General features: G+C 32.4%; 9 protein-coding genes and 1 pseudogene. 5 read left to right on the forward strand and 5 right to left on the reverse strand.

Features of this window, described 5'->3' with window-relative positions; translation table 11 throughout:
- Window positions 1-284: 284 nt before the first annotated feature.
- Window positions 285-1754 (forward strand): YdgA family protein, encoded by a 1470-nt coding sequence (locus BN1226_RS09475; protein ID WP_044470989.1) that lies wholly within the window; start codon window positions 285-287, stop codon window positions 1752-1754.
- 128 nt (window positions 1755-1882) lie between these two features.
- Here BN1226_RS09475 and BN1226_RS09480 read toward each other — a convergent pair whose 3' ends face one another.
- Window positions 1883-2071, reverse strand: coding sequence for a zf-HC2 domain-containing protein (locus BN1226_RS09480; protein ID WP_005759036.1), 189 nt, complete (start codon window positions 2069-2071; stop codon window positions 1883-1885).
- Window positions 2071-2640 (reverse strand): sigma-70 family RNA polymerase sigma factor, encoded by a 570-nt coding sequence (locus BN1226_RS09485; RefSeq protein WP_044470990.1) that lies wholly within the window; start codon window positions 2638-2640, stop codon window positions 2071-2073. Before BN1226_RS09485 ends, BN1226_RS09480 begins: the two co-directional genes overlap by 1 nt.
- 249 nt (window positions 2641-2889) lie before the next feature.
- Here BN1226_RS09485 and msrB point away from each other — a divergent pair, with 249 nt between their 5' ends.
- From msrB to BN1226_RS09500, 3 genes are read left to right on the forward strand one after another with little or no spacing between them, the layout of a single operon-like run.
- Window positions 2890-3867: a peptide-methionine (R)-S-oxide reductase MsrB gene (gene msrB, locus BN1226_RS09490; RefSeq protein WP_420835363.1), complete on the forward strand. Its 978-nt coding sequence runs from the start codon at window positions 2890-2892 to the stop codon at window positions 3865-3867.
- Window position 3868: 1 nt separating this feature from the next.
- On the forward strand, window positions 3869-4519 hold the full coding sequence (locus tag BN1226_RS09495) for a cytochrome c biogenesis protein CcdA (protein ID WP_044470991.1): 651 nt from the start codon (window positions 3869-3871) through the stop codon (window positions 4517-4519).
- A gap of 17 nt (window positions 4520-4536) precedes the next feature.
- On the forward strand, window positions 4537-5013 hold the full coding sequence (locus BN1226_RS09500) for a redoxin family protein (protein ID WP_044470992.1): 477 nt from the start codon (window positions 4537-4539) through the stop codon (window positions 5011-5013).
- Window positions 5014-5434: 421 nt separating this feature from the next.
- On the opposite strand, the gene BN1226_RS09505 is transcribed toward BN1226_RS09500, so the two are convergent.
- The 3 genes from BN1226_RS09505 to BN1226_RS09515 form a co-directional block, all read right to left on the reverse strand.
- Window positions 5435-8257, reverse strand: coding sequence for a filamentous hemagglutinin N-terminal domain-containing protein (locus BN1226_RS09505; protein WP_044470993.1), 2823 nt, complete (start codon window positions 8255-8257; stop codon window positions 5435-5437).
- 12 nt (window positions 8258-8269) lie between these two features.
- Window positions 8270-9958 (reverse strand): ShlB/FhaC/HecB family hemolysin secretion/activation protein, encoded by a 1689-nt coding sequence (locus tag BN1226_RS09510; protein WP_044470994.1) that lies wholly within the window; start codon window positions 9956-9958, stop codon window positions 8270-8272.
- A gap of 111 nt (window positions 9959-10069) precedes the next feature.
- The gene (locus BN1226_RS09515; RefSeq protein ID WP_044470995.1) at window positions 10070-12187 is read right to left on the reverse strand and encodes a TonB-dependent hemoglobin/transferrin/lactoferrin family receptor; all 2118 of its coding nucleotides are present in this window, start codon (window positions 12185-12187) and stop codon (window positions 10070-10072) included.
- A 558-nt stretch (window positions 12188-12745) separates the two neighbouring features.
- Here BN1226_RS09515 and BN1226_RS10640 point away from each other — a divergent pair.
- A pseudogene (locus BN1226_RS10640) lies at window positions 12746-13165 on the forward strand (transposase family protein); the annotation flags it as partial.
- Window positions 13166-13176 lie beyond the last annotated feature (11 nt).

The following is a 13176-nucleotide window of genomic DNA, read 5'->3' on the forward strand; positions in this document are numbered from 1 at the left end:
AAATTCGTTTCGTAATTTATTTACGTATTCCTAAGATGTGGATGCGTTTCGATATTTCAAGAGCAATTTTGATAAATTTTTTTTGAAGAAACGTTTCCATTTATTCTTGTTACCATAAATAAGGACATTCAGATAAAGTTCAAGGGTAATTACTAAATTTTTTATATTTTTTATTAAATATGACTCTATATTATAAAAATCATGATAAATGAATAACTCGAAAAAAATCTTAAACTATGATAGTTTAAACATCACTTACAGGATAAAAATAGGAAATTAACTTTATGAATAAATCTAAATTAGCAGCAGCTGTGATTATTGCGTTGGGGGCGGTTTGGACAGGTGGTGCATGGTTTACAGGAAAAACAGCAGAAACAGAGTATCAATATCAACTTGATCGAGTTAATCAACAATTATCTCAATTGGATATAGTTAAAGAGTTAAATTATGAGTTAAAAATTACTGATGTAAGCTTTGAACGCGGTTTATTTTCATCAGATATTCATTATGCAATTGAATATGCTTCTCTAAAAGATCAAAACCAAAAAGGAAAATTGCCTTTCGAAAGTAAATTATATCATGGGCCATTGCCATTAAATTTGGTTCGTCAACTTAATTTTACACCTGCAATTTTTTCAGAAACAAGTCAATTGGTTAAAAATGAACAAACACAAATTTTGTTTGATACAGTAAAAGATAAAATCCCACTTAATACCGAGTTGACATTAACTTATGCGCAACAATTAAAAGGTGCTTTATTTATTGCAGCAGGTGAATTTGAGTTTTCAGATGATATAAAAGCAAGCTGGTCAGATGCATCCATAAAGTTTGATGTGAATAAAGAGGGGGAGGGTAAATACGATTATAGTTTGCAAGATGCTAAGATAACCTTATCAGGAGAACAACTAAAAAGCTTTGAATATGGCGATGAAACTAAAAATAAATTGCAATCTTTGGATATCGCCATGAAAGATTTAAAAGGGCAAGCAGAGATTACTGATAGTCAAAAATTATATTTAGGTAATTATGATGGGATATTGGGTAATTTAAAATATAGTTATCATTATGAAAAGCCAGAGGTTAATGGCTTATCAATGATGGAGTTTGACCATTGGAATTTTTCCTATCAAGCTACTGAGAATGATGGTTTTTTAAATTATGATTCAAAAAATAAATTATCTGCGGTTACATTTAATCAGAAAAATTTAGGTGAAGTAGTAATTAATGTAAAGGCTGAACATTTACTAGCTTCGGCACTAAATAAATTATCTGATGCTGCGCTCTTAGAGGATAATAAGGCTGTTGATAGTTTGTTGATGGAAATTTTAAAAAATCAACCGCACTTGCAAATTTTGCCGTTCTCCATTAGAAATGATAAAGGTTTAATGAGCCATGATATAAATATTGAGTTGGCTAATGTTGACTTCAATAGGACTTTGAAATCAGGTAAGTTTTTATCTTTATTTAAGCAATTATCATGGAGTACTTATGTAGATAAATCTGCTTTAGCTAACTTGTATCATTATATTGATAGTCTATCCGAGAAGACAAACGAAAAGTCTGATAAACAAGTTCAACAAGAGATTGATCAATTAATAAAAGATTTACATCAGCAAAATGTTATTGTGGAAGATGAGAAATCCGTTAAATTAGATTTACGTTTAGAAAATGGTAAATTGAAATTAAATGATCATGAGATCCCAGAAGAATATATTTCAATGATGATTTTTGCACTTATGCTACAATACCATTAATCTGATAAGATAGATTATGATAAAAGTGAGAGTAACTTGTTGATATGATTTATTTAAACTTAATCAAAACAAGTCACTCTTATTTTTATGGTGAAGTGTCAGCTCAAGTCTGAGCTCCTACATATTATTTACAATGACTTATCTATCTTCCCGTCTGCAAAATCTTTCATTAGTTTACTGAGATTATCACAATGTTGCTTAAAGTTACGGCAATGAGGACAAATAACTAAATGTGATTTAACTCCTATTTTTTCTTGCCAATTAAGTTCTCGTTCTTTTGAATCTGAAATCAGTTTAGTAGCTTGTTGGCAGTTCATTATTCACCTTCTTTGAGTCTTTTAGATAAACACTGCTGCAATTGTAATCTTGCACGATATATTAATGTATATAAATTATCTTGTGTAATATTAATCGTCTGGCAAATTTCATCTGAAGATGCATCTAAATATTCACGCATCATAAATACTCTCGCTTGTTTTGCAGGGAGTTTGGTTAAACAAATTTCAAATAAAATCCAGAATTCTTTTGAATAAACAATATCTTCTTGCCACCGAGTAGGAGAGTATTCATTACGCCAATGCCCATTATCATCAAAAAATGAGTTAGTATTTTCATCAGTAATTAGTTCACTTTCGTTAATAAAGCGATCTTTTTGGCGTAAATAGTCAATAATCTTATTTTTTAGTATAGCGAAAATCCAAGTTTTTAATGCGGCTTGATGACGAAAATTATCAATATTTTTAACCGCACTTAGTAGAGCTTCTTGTACCATATCTTCTGCTGAAATACGGTCATTTAATTGTAATTGAGCAAATTTTAGCATTTGCGATCGAATTTCTGAGATTTGTTTGTCAGAAAATTTGGATGAAATTTCTTTTATTAACATATGGTTATAAATTTTTTCAAAAAAATAAAAATTTTTGTCAGAATTTTGTTGTTATGACGACTAATAAAATGAAAGAGGAATTTTCTTTCATTTATTAATAGATTTCATTCATTTTAGCAAAAAAAGGAAAATACTATGAGCTTTTTGATAGAGAAAAAAATGAAGTACTCTACATTCTTACTGACATTAGTATCAACAATGAGTATGTTGACTTTTCCAGTTATAGCAAGTGATGTTAAGAAAAATACGATGGAGAATAAAATGTATCAATCACAATCTGAAGATATTCGTGACATTTACCTCGCGGGAGGATGTTTTTGGGGAATTGAGGCCTATATGGAAAAAATATATGGCGTAAAAGATGCTACCTCAGGATATGCCAATGGTAGAACAGATAAGACAAATTATCATCTCATAAAAGCAACAGATCATGCTGAGACTGTAAAAATTACTTATGATGCTAACAAGGTTTCATTATCAAAATTACTTAAATATTATTTTCAAGTTATTGATCCAACAAGTGTTAATAAACAAGGTAATGATCGTGGGAGACAATATCGTACAGGAATTTATTATCAAAATGAGCGAGATAAGGAAATTATTTTGAAAGAGATTGAGGCTCAACAAAAAAAATATAAAGACAAAATTCAGGTTGAAGTTGAACCACTTAAAAATTACGTTCTTGCAGAAGAATATCATCAGGATTATTTGAAAAAAAATCCGAATGGTTACTGCCATATAGATTTAGAACAAGCAAATAATATTATTATTGATCCGAAAGATTATCCAAAACCTAGTGATGCAGAATTAAAAGAGAAATTAACGCCACTACAATATAGCGTTACACAAAAGAAAAATACTGAGCATTCTTTCAGTAATGAATATTGGGATAATAAAGAACCCGGAATTTATGTTGATATTACTACGGGAGAACCGTTATTTTCTTCAGCAGATAAATATGACTCTGGATGCGGCTGGCCAAGTTTCACCCAACCTATCGATAAAAATGTGGTTACTTATGCGCAAGATACCAGCTTTAATATGCTAAGAACAGAAGTATTAAGTCGTAGTGGTCAAGCTCATTTAGGGCATGTTTTTGATGATGGTCCAAAAGATAAAGGCGGTTTACGTTATTGTATTAACAGTGCATCTATCAAATTTATCCCATTATCCCAGATGGAAAAAGAAAATTATGGTTATTTAATTAATCTAGTAAAGGGTAAATAAGATGTTAGAGCAAAATTTACTTATCAGTAGTGTTTTCTTAGCGGGATTGGCTTCTTTTTTATCACCTTGTATTTTCCCAATTATACCAATTTATTTTGGAATACTTAGTAAAGGTGGTAAGAAAGTATTAAATACCTTCCTATTTATTATGGGATTATCACTTACATTTGTCAGTTTAGGCTTTAGTTTCGGTTTTTTAGGTGATTTATTATTGAATGATATAACTCGAATTATTGCGGGAGTTATCGTAATAATTTTAGGTATTCACCAGTTAGGTCTTATCAAAATAAATTTTTTAGAAAAAACTAAATTAGTTGAAATTAAAACCAATGGAAAAAGTTCTTCATTTGAAGCCTTTGTATTAGGATTAACTTTTAGTTTAGGATGGACGCCTTGCATAGGACCTATTTTAGCATCTGTATTAGCTTTATCTGGAGATGAAGGCTCGGCACTTTATGGTGGTGCAATGATGTTTGTCTATGTATTAGGATTATCTTTACCGTTTATCATTTTTTCATTCTTTTCAGATGAATTATTAAAAAGAGTAAAGTTATTAAATAAACATTTAAACAAATTTAAAATTTTCGGCGGGCTACTCATTATTTTAATGGGCGTTTTATTGATAACTAATAATTTGCATATTTTTATGTAGTATAGGAGAAAATCAAAATGAAAAAATTACTTGGATTAATCACTATCTTATTTAGCCTTAATACTTTTGCAGATACAGAAAAAAATATGAGTGGCATTCAATTAAAAGATCTTAATAACAACATAGTTACTTTAGATAAATATAAAGGAAAAAATCTTTATATCAAAATGTGGGCATCATGGTGTCCAATTTGTTTAGCAGGTTTAGCGGAAATTGATGAGCTTAGTGCAGAACCCAATAAAACTTTTGAAGTTATTACTATTGTTTCACCAAATCAAAAAGGAGAAAAATCAACAGAAAAATTTATTGAATGGTATAGAGGACTAGATTATAAAAATATTACTGTATTATTAGATGAAAAGGGTGAACTTATCAAACAAGCCAAAGTTAAAGGCTACCCATTTAATCTGATATTGGATGATGCTCTTAACCTAAAGAAAACGATTCCAGGGCATTTGGAAAGTAAAAAAATTGCGGGATATTTTATAATGTGATGTGCCTAATTATAGAATTAAACTGATAATTTATTATAAAGATTGAGAGTTTCTTGTTTGAAATATAGGTAGCAAATTAAATCTAAATTCAAAAGGAAACTCTCATATTTTATTCATTACAACCATCTTATGAGTATAGGATAGAGTAAATTTAGTGAGCGTGAAAATAAGGTATATTTCTTGACTTTGTAGGTAATATCAACAATTTGTTAAGCCGATGGGAGTATTTATCAAGTTGTTTTCGATAAGTGACTTTATGCAACTTGGAGTAGAAAGGAATTTACGCTGAAATTAATCTGACAGTCATGGTGATTTTAAACATGGCTGCCAGATTAGCCTTTAAGATTTAGGTTATGATTAATTTTTCATTTCTAAATAATAAGCTAAATTTATTACTAGAAACTTAACCGCACTTTTTATCTTATTCCGATTTAACATCTCCAACACTAACAGTCGCATTGGTATTTTTACTACCAAGTAAACGTTCTTCGCATTGATTATTCTCATCACAAATCGTCATTGCAACAGTTTTCTCAATATAAAGCTCATTTACTTTATCATCTTTTAGTGTTTTCTTATCTGAATCAATAATGCCAAGTTGCTGCTGTGATAAGGTACTAGCCTTGATACCTTTCATATTGTCATATAAACGAGCAAAATCACGATAATTTAACTTGGTAGTATCTCCTTTAATATCCATTTCTAGGAATTTTGTATTACGAGGTAATTCAAAGAAAGTAAAACTTGCACTTGGATCTACATCAATCCCCGTCCCAGTTCTATCAGACATACTTGCATAAGCCACAGCACCGTTTGGAGACAAAGCAACGACGGTCGCATTTTTAATATTGGTTCTAGTGTATGCAGAATCGCCAGAGTCAAATGCTACATTACCTGCATTAGCGTCATTGTCTGCTGACATCAGCATACCATCAGGACCTCTAATTTCACCAGCAGCTCTGCCTCCTGTATTGATGACAGTGATTTTTAGGTCATCTTTATTATTTTTACCAGCTAGTGTTGCATTATCACTTCTAAAAGTATTTCCTTGATGTGTTTTGACAAAAATACTACTGTTCTCACCTTCAATACCACCAAGAATATAAAATCCTGCATAACGTCTAGCAGGTGAAACACCTTGAAGTTCAGCTCCAATCACCTTGATATGTGAATCTTTCATTGTGGTATTACCATTTATACCGACACGGTTCATTTGCACACTTGGATCTGACGTTGTATTTTTATCAAACGCAATATTAATGTTGGTTTTATCTAAATTAATTTTTTCTGCCATTAAATGCACGAAACCATTAGTCAGATTCAAATCAGTGTTGTTTATGTTGATTTCCGTATTGGGAATAAAATCACGTTTATTGGTACGTGCTGAATATAACTCAAAGTAGTGGTTGTATTCGTAATCAATATCATCATATAAATCTGAAGAATATTTCCAACGTCTCACATTTTGATTCAAAGAACTTCTTAATGTTCTTTCATCAAGATTTCTCACTCCATATTCATATTTCAATACCTTAGTGTATGGATTGGGGCGCGTATTTCCTGCATTAATATAATAGTTAGTTTGCCCATCACCAGTGAGATTATTAATATCTACTTTGGTAAAACCACCCGTCACGACAAAATCATCAACGTTGGTGAATTTAACATTATTCATTGCCAAACTAAATGGGTTAAGTTTATAGTCGCTCATGATATTAGAGCTACCACTACCACGACCTAATCCCATAGCACCGTTGCCTAAGTTAATATTGGCATTTTTAATCGAGAGATTAGAAAACTGATTATTATTCCAAGATTCATTATCTAATGCTCCAATAATGAATAGGCGATTCTTAGAATTAATATTTAGATTTTCCATATCAATATTATTTGGTGTACTTAATTTCAATATAGAATCCGTATTTTTAAAGGATTCCACATTGATATCACCAGATAGTTTGAAACCTTTTGCTCGCATATTCACACGTCCATTACTTCCTAGCAAACTCGCTAAAGTTTCAGCTTGAATAAAGGAATCTTTGGTATTAGTTCTTTCGTTACCAGTATGAATAGCACCTTCTATTTCAATATTGATTGCAGTATTCAGCGTTTTGAACTCATCATTATAATGTTCATCACTTTCGTCACGCCCAACTTTTCCTCTAAGATCAACAGTTTTACCTCTAATATTTAACGCTGGTGTTGTAATTTTCGAACCTTCTTTTGAGGTGACTTTAATATTTGGCTTTGGATCATAAATAGATGCTTGATGACCAAACTCTACTTTTTCTTCTGCTTTAATATTACTGTTTTTATCTAAAGTAATATCACCTGCAGAAAGAATGATAGTTCCCCCTTTTCTATTTGCTGTGTTTGCTTGCAATGTACCATTATTAACGACCAAACTGTCTAACGCAGCACTTTTACCTCTAGCGTTCAAGGTAATATCACCTTTAGAGATAATAGCTCCGTCATTTTGAACAATACCTTTTACAGTATTCTCATCCAAAGCGATATCAAGAAGACGATCAGTAAAGGTGATTGCAACATTTTCTCCAGAAGCTAAATAAACTTCACCAATAGAACTTTTTACAGTTTCAACAGGCCAATCATAGCAATAATGACTTGGATAACTCCAAGGATCATCATAACATTCACGAACTGTTTTTGTTTCTTTAAAATAATAGTTGTCTGCTTCAATCTTACCTTCATTTTTAATATTATCACCAGCTAAAACAACAAAAGCTCGTTCACCTGTAGCTTTAATTTTTCCTTGATTCAGAATTTGACCTTCTTTAGCTTTTTTCCGAGTAAATTTATCCTCGGAACCCTCTTTGTCACTGATTTTTTCTAAATCTTTAGTGGTCGCTAATAATCCACCTACATTGATTTCACTATTTTTAGTAATAATAATTCCGTTCGGATTTGCTAAATAAACTTTCCCGTTAGACGTTAATTTACCTTGAATTTGGCTTGCATTTCCTCCTATTACTCGGTTATAAGCTACCGAATTTGTAGTTGGTTGGTTAAATTTAACTTCTTTATTCTTACCAATATCAAAACTATCCCAGTTAATCTGTACTTTATTAGACGTTTGATCAACGGTCATTTTATCTACTGTGTTACTTACTTTAGCGTTTCCTACAATAATTTTGTGATTTTGTGGTAAATCTGCGGGGGTGGCGTAAACAATACCATAGCAGGCAGTGATAACTAGCAAGGAAATTGTGTTTAATTTGAACATGATTTGTCTCCTCTAAAAAGTTTTGATTACAGAAAGCCAGAATTGATCTTTATCAGCATTTTCAACTTTTTTACCTAATGGTTTTGCTGCAACAACATTAATTGAATAATTGCCTGCGGCTGAAAGTGAGAAACCGATCCCTATGCTTTGTAATTTCACTTTATTATCAAAGTCTTTTGCTAAAAATGCGGTATTTTTATAGTATTTTCCCCAGCCATAATCATAGAAAATGGAACTAGTTAACACACTTTCTTGGAATACTGGTAAATAGTGTCTAATTTCTGTCTGAACTAAATGACCTTGATCCACTGAAGCAATACCTGCTTGATAGCCACGCACACCATATAAACCACCAAGTAGCATTTTTTGTGAACTATCTAATGTTCTATCGGCAAGTTGTCCGCTAATACCTAAGTTAAAAGCAAAGGATTTAGGTAACATTTGTTCATGAGAAAGGCTATAGTTGTAAACTGTAAAATGAGACTTTGGTTTGAAATCTTCCGATACATAATGGGATTTTTCATTAGTTTGGTTAGCCAAATTACCAAATAATGCTGAAAGTGAAAAATAGGTAGTCCCATTGCTTACACTGTTCCAAGAACCATTGATTGCAGCTGTTACCGTATTCAATTTACGTTTTTGCAGTACAGCAACAGCTTGCTGTTTATCTGATAAGTTCTGATGATTGAAACTTATTTTTGTATTTAATCTGAAATCAGGCATACGAATAGTGGGATGCAAAATATACGCTCCTAAGCTATTAGAATGGCCTTTGGATTGTAGATCTTTGAAATTACCGCCTAATTTATAATTAAGATAACTGCCTGTTACACCTAAGCGAGTAGCATATCCATCAATTAAGGCAGAATATTCTAAGCGGGCATTTTTCAAATTTGCATTATTTGAACTAAGCAAATCCAACTTAAATTCATCCCCTAAACCCGCTAAGTTATTAGCTTTTATTCCAGTGGCAAGACGATAGCGCCCTGTAGTTTTATTACCTTGATTATCTGCTGAAATATAACCGGAGAAACGATTTGCATCATTGAGGCTGATCTGTAAATTGGCTTCTCCAGTTTTGTTTCCCGCTGAAAGTGCTAAATGGCTATCTAACCCAGGAATATCATTCATTGTTAAAGCAAATTTCTCTAACTGATCTTTAAGAATAAATTCGGAGCTTTGAATTGTTGTATTTGCAATTCGAGCAGCTAAACTTGGTTTTAAAGCACTGTTATTTTGTAAGCTTATTTCGCCAATATTCCCTTTCAATAGCAAAATTTTAACGATCCCACCTTTCACTTCTTGAGGTGGTAAAATTGCTTTGGCGACTAAATAATTATTTGCTCGATAATATTCACTGATCTCATTAGTTAATTTATTTAAATCTGATAATGAAACCATTTTTCCAACATAGTGGGATACAATAGAATCCACTTCAGATTCTTCACTTTGTTGATTGTTATAATTAATAAAAATGATTTTATTTAGTTGAAACTCTAAACCCTTTTCATCTTGAGAGGTATGTTGCATTTTGACCGATTGATTGAACAATTCACCGCTTGGTTTTATTTTATTTTGATTTTCTGATTGTTCTAACTCTCGGTTTAATGAACCTGCATCAGGGACATTAGCCAAGCTTTGAGTTGCAAAGAATATTGCGCTAGTAATAAGTGAATAATGAAATAATTTGGTTAATTGCATATAAATTCCTTTTTAATACATTAAAAATGAGGTTAATCATAGACTTATACTACGATTAGTTTCTAACAAACTTAGTAAAATTTTGTTATACGTTAATTGGGTAATAATTCATTAAAAGGTATAAGTCACACTCATTTTTACATTGCGTCCTGTGCCTTCCATTAGGCTAAATGCTGGTTGATATTTTTTATCAAACAAATTTTCCACCGCTACATCTAAACGCAAGTTTTCCCATTCGCCTTTAAGTGGAGCATAGGTAGCTTGTAAGTCAGTTAGGGTATAACCTTCATAAGTTATGCCATGATTAGTTGGAACACGGTTTTGTGCGTTATAACGTGTGATTTTCGCCCCAACAGTAAATTTGTCTTTTACTAAAGCATAATTCATTCCAAAGCCAATTTTAGTTGCAGCGATATTAGACAAAGCTTCGCCAGTGTCTTTATCTTTACCTTTGGTACTACCATAGTTCGCAAATACCGCTAAACGATCGGTTTGGTATTGGGTTTGTAATTCAATACCGCTTAAGCGAGCATTTTTAATATTTTGATATTGAGAACGATCTGCCGACAATGATGCTGGAGTCATTTTAAACACTTGCAAATTAATTAAATCTTTTATGTCATTACGGAAATATGTTGCTTCAAAATTGACTTTATCCCCTTGTTTAATGAGATTATTAAAGTGGAAGTTTGCCGTAATTTCTTTATTTTTTGCTGTTTCTGGACGTAAATTTGGGTTAGTCAGAAAAATATTATTAATCGGTGGCATATTTGTCCCAAAATGCGATCCACTTACAAAGCGTTCCTGCATTGATGGGGCTCGGAAAGCCTCATTATATTTTGCGGTTAAATCTAACCATTGAGTTGGTTTTACGGTTAATTTCACCGCAGGTGACCAATGATGAACAGTATATTGCGTACTCTCACTTGAGGTTTTGAAATGGTCATAACGTAAACTTGGAGAAAGAACTAGACTTTCACTAAATAATGGAATGTGCGCAATTAAATATATCCCTGTAGTATTGGATTTTGCATCATAAGGATTAGCTCGATATTGTGCATCAGAACTGTTTGTGCCACGTTTGGTATTCACTTTATCACGCATATAATCCATACCATAGACGAGAGATAGCCAAGAAAAATCGGAATGATTACGTAAATTAAATCCTTGAGTAGTCAGTTTAGTTTTATCCTGAACACCACTTAATTTGCGTTGTTCTTTTTCTTCTGTACTGTTGCTATATAAAGTAAATTGAGCATTCACATAAGGACTGTTAGGATTGAAATAATAGTTAAGTGCGGTGTTTTTATCGTTAATTTTTTGATCGGATAAATAACTCACACTACCTAAAAGCGAATTAATTTGACTATAAAATGCAATCATTTGCTGTGGAGTAGGGTGTGTCGCATGGAATGCTGCAATTTTTTGCATAATCTGTGCATTGGTAAACTCATTCTCTGCTTCATTATTGCTTGGTGCAGTTTGTTTAAATTGACTTTGACGATGCGATAATTCCAGACGATTATTATCATTGATTTGCCAACCAAATTTCGCTAAACCGCCAGTTTGTTTGTAAGCTGTGTTATTTAATTCACGTCCTTCGCCAGTACGCAAATTGTCTGCATCATTGTGGAATCCTGTAATTAACGCATCAAACTTATCGTTAGCCGCAAAGACGGATACTTCGCTTTCGGATAAATTATTCGCAGTTTGATAACCTTGACGAATTTTTGCTCCAAATTTTTGGTTGTTTTTGAGTAAATCGAGTGCTGAAGGCGTTCTAATTGCAACGACACCACCTAATGCACCGCTTCCCCATAGTGAGCTACTTGGACCTTTAATCACTTCAACTTCTTGTATTAAAGACATTGGAATGAAATAAGAACCACGGTGAGCTAAGTCAAAGTTTTGGCGTACGCCATCGATCACTTGCACTACACGGTTATCGCTCAAACCACGAATACTTGGTTTTTGAGCGATCGCACGAGCACCACCTTGAATATCAACATTTGGAATATCTTTTAATGCAGCGGCAACGCTCGTAGCTTGTTTGGTGAGAAGTTCGTCTTTGTTTTGTTTCTGCGGTGTATCAGCAAATTTGCTTGGATCTCGAGTTGCAGTGACGTTAATCGCATCTAATTCAATTTGATCAGGTGATGGATTAGCATCAGCATATCCAGTAATAATCGCACTTGAAATAAGTGCAAGGTAAATTTTAGATAATTTCATTATTCCTCCTTAGGTTCAATATTTATAAAAAAAAATGATTATAATTAAAACGATAACAATTATCAATTTCATAAAGTGGAGTTTTAAGCTATTTTTTATGCAAATAACTTATAAGCTTTTAAAACAGTTAAAAATTAAGCAATACTTCAATTTCTAGAACATTAAAAAGATGCTTTTAGATAAATGTTATAGTGATCAAAAAATTGGTGAATAGGAGATTTATAGTCAGTAATAATGAATTAAAAAATGTGAAAGGCGGGGCTGTAAGAAAGATGAGTTTCAGAGGAGAGGGGGAAAATAATATTTGATTTAAAACTTATCCATCAATTATGTAGAGACAAAAGGATATTAAAGAATATTAAAGAATATTGAAGGTGTGATAATGAAATGAAAAGATGATAACAATTTGCACCTTAGAGTGAGATGTAGAAGATCAGACTTGCTCTGACAATGCACTCTAAAAAGTGAGAGTTTCTCGTTTAGAATATGAGTGTCAAAATTCAATCTAAACAAAAAAGAATGCTCATGTTTTGCTCTAACAATCCTCTCATTAAACACAAGACCGCTATCACCACAGCGGATATATTGAATGATAAGGTGTTGCCATACTTTGAAAGCCAAGGTTTACCGATGTTACACATATTAACTGACCGAGGAAGTGAGTATTGAGGGAAGGTGGAGAATCACGATTATGAGCTTTATTTAGCGATAAACAACATAGAACACAGTAAAACCAAAGAAAACATTCGCAGACTAACGGCATTTGCGAATGCTTCCATAAAACTATCTTGCAAGAATTTTACCAAGTGGCATTTAGGAAGAAAATTTATACAGATTTAGCGACATTACAAGCTGATTTAGATGAATTATAACCACCCTCGAACGCATCAAGGAAAAATGTGTTGCGAAAGAATACCGATAGTAACCTTACTTGATGGGAAACGGATTTGGGTGGAAAAGAATTTAGTCCAAGATTAATCTGACAGTCA

This window comes from Mannheimia massilioguelmaensis (assembly GCF_000940515.1).
Classification (GTDB): Bacteria; Pseudomonadota; Gammaproteobacteria; order Enterobacterales; family Pasteurellaceae; genus Basfia; species Basfia bettyae.

Bases quoted from the DNA above. Each gene is read 5' to 3' on its own strand.
- BN1226_RS09475 (WP_044470989.1), top strand. From the start codon at position 285: ATGAATAAATCTAAATTAGCAGCAGCTGTGATTATTGCGTTGGGGGCG.
- BN1226_RS09480 (WP_005759036.1), bottom strand. From the start codon at position 2,071: ATGAACTGCCAACAAGCTACTAAACTGATTTCAGATTCAAAAGAACGA.
- BN1226_RS09510 (WP_044470994.1), bottom strand. From the start codon at position 9,958: ATGCAATTAACCAAATTATTTCATTATTCACTTATTACTAGCGCAATA.
- BN1226_RS09500 (WP_044470992.1), top strand. From the start codon at position 4,537: ATGAAAAAATTACTTGGATTAATCACTATCTTATTTAGCCTTAATACT.
- BN1226_RS09505 (WP_044470993.1), bottom strand. From the start codon at position 8,257: ATGTTCAAATTAAACACAATTTCCTTGCTAGTTATCACTGCCTGCTAT.
- BN1226_RS09485 (WP_044470990.1), bottom strand. From the start codon at position 2,640: ATGTTAATAAAAGAAATTTCATCCAAATTTTCTGACAAACAAATCTCA.
- msrB (WP_420835363.1), top strand. From the start codon at position 2,890: ATGGAGAATAAAATGTATCAATCACAATCTGAAGATATTCGTGACATT.
- BN1226_RS09495 (WP_044470991.1), top strand. From the start codon at position 3,869: ATGTTAGAGCAAAATTTACTTATCAGTAGTGTTTTCTTAGCGGGATTG.
- BN1226_RS09515 (WP_044470995.1), bottom strand. From the start codon at position 12,187: ATGAAATTATCTAAAATTTACCTTGCACTTATTTCAAGTGCGATTATT.